General features: G+C 63.9%; 2 protein-coding genes. One reads left to right on the top strand and one right to left on the bottom strand.

Annotated elements, in window-relative coordinates; all coding sequences use genetic code 11:
* The coding region (locus tag ACPEES_RS23475; protein WP_435106946.1) for an SDR family oxidoreductase at window positions 1–359 on the top strand (359 nt) is incomplete at its 5' end.
* Window positions 360–576: 217 nt separating this feature from the next.
* On the opposite strand, the gene ACPEES_RS23470 is transcribed toward ACPEES_RS23475, so the two are convergent.
* Entirely contained in the window at window positions 577–1,134 is a 558-nt protein-coding gene (locus ACPEES_RS23470; protein WP_435106944.1) for a cysteine hydrolase family protein, read from the bottom strand.
* Between the last annotated feature and the right edge of the window lie 89 nt (window positions 1,135–1,223).

Genomic DNA, 1,223 nt, shown 5'->3' with positions numbered 1-1,223 from the left:
GCCCATACACCAAAGGAAAATCAATCGGTTACAGGCTCAGAAATGCCGCGAATCGCCTCAAACTGTGGAACTCGGGATGCCTGGGCCTGGAGTTGGCCGGGTACGGTATCCGCTGCAACGTGGTCTCACCCGGCTCCACGGACACGCCCATGCAGCGGGCTCTGTGGACGGACGAACGGGGCGGGGCGGCGGCCGTGGCGGGCGACCTGACGCGCCACCGCCTCGGCATCCCGCTGGGCCGCCTGGCCCGGCCGGAGGACGTGGCCGAGGCCGTGGCATTCCTGCTCTCCGAGCAGGCCGCCCACATCACGCTACAGGATATCCAGGTGGATGGCGGCGCAACCCTTGGCCTGCGCTGACGGGCCGCCCCGGCGATGCTGACGCCTGGGGCGACCGATCCACGTATTCGGCGCGGTCCCGGCAACACCGAATCGCCTGCCCAAGACCATCAGCCACGATCTGCACCACTAACCGTGCTCACGAGCCAGGAATAGACGCCTAGTGCCCCAAGTACGGCTCGACAAGCACATGCGATATGGGTCGGCGCAGCGCCGACCGGCTACTCGTTCTGAAGTGTTATGTTTTTTCCGTCAGCAGCTCTTCGGTCGTCCGAAGCTCGCAAAACTCACCATTCAGGCTCGCCAGGTTGATCCGGTGAACCTGCTCCGCCGGGTAAAAAGCCCCGTCCGGGCCCTGCCGCCCGAACGTCGCCGTCGCGTCAGAAACCAACGTCACGTTGAATCCCAGGTTCGCCGCCATCCGCACCGAGGTGGAAACGCAATGGTCGGTGACCAGGCCGACGACCACCAGGGCAGCGATACGTCGTTCCCGAAGATACTCATCGAGCCCTGTACCGATGAACGCGCTATTCACCGATTTGGTGAACTGCGCTTCGTCCGGCAGCGGCCGTGCTTCGTCTTTCACCGCGTTACCCGGTAACTCCGGGCGAAGCGGGGAATCTGCTTCCGTGGAACAATGGCGTACGTGCACGACCGGACGGCCCCGGTTTCGCCAGTGAGCCAGCAGCCGCGCGATATTCGCTTCCGGCGTCGGGATTATTGCGCGATCCCAATCCCGGCTCGTCCAGGCCCTTCTGCACGTCGATGACCAATAGCGCCGTTCTTTCCAAGCCAAACCTCCGGTGGGTTACTAACCTTGCAGGAAATATTGTCAGGTCTCAGTGGCCGTGTGCGCCGCTGTGGCAAGGCGCGAGGAGCGTGGTG

It is taken from the genome of Arhodomonas sp. AD133 (assembly GCF_051195215.1).
Lineage (GTDB): Bacteria > Pseudomonadota > Gammaproteobacteria > Nitrococcales > Nitrococcaceae > Arhodomonas.
The sequence above is the reverse complement of the archived record's forward strand: the minus strand, read 5'-3'. Positions and strand labels throughout refer to the sequence as shown.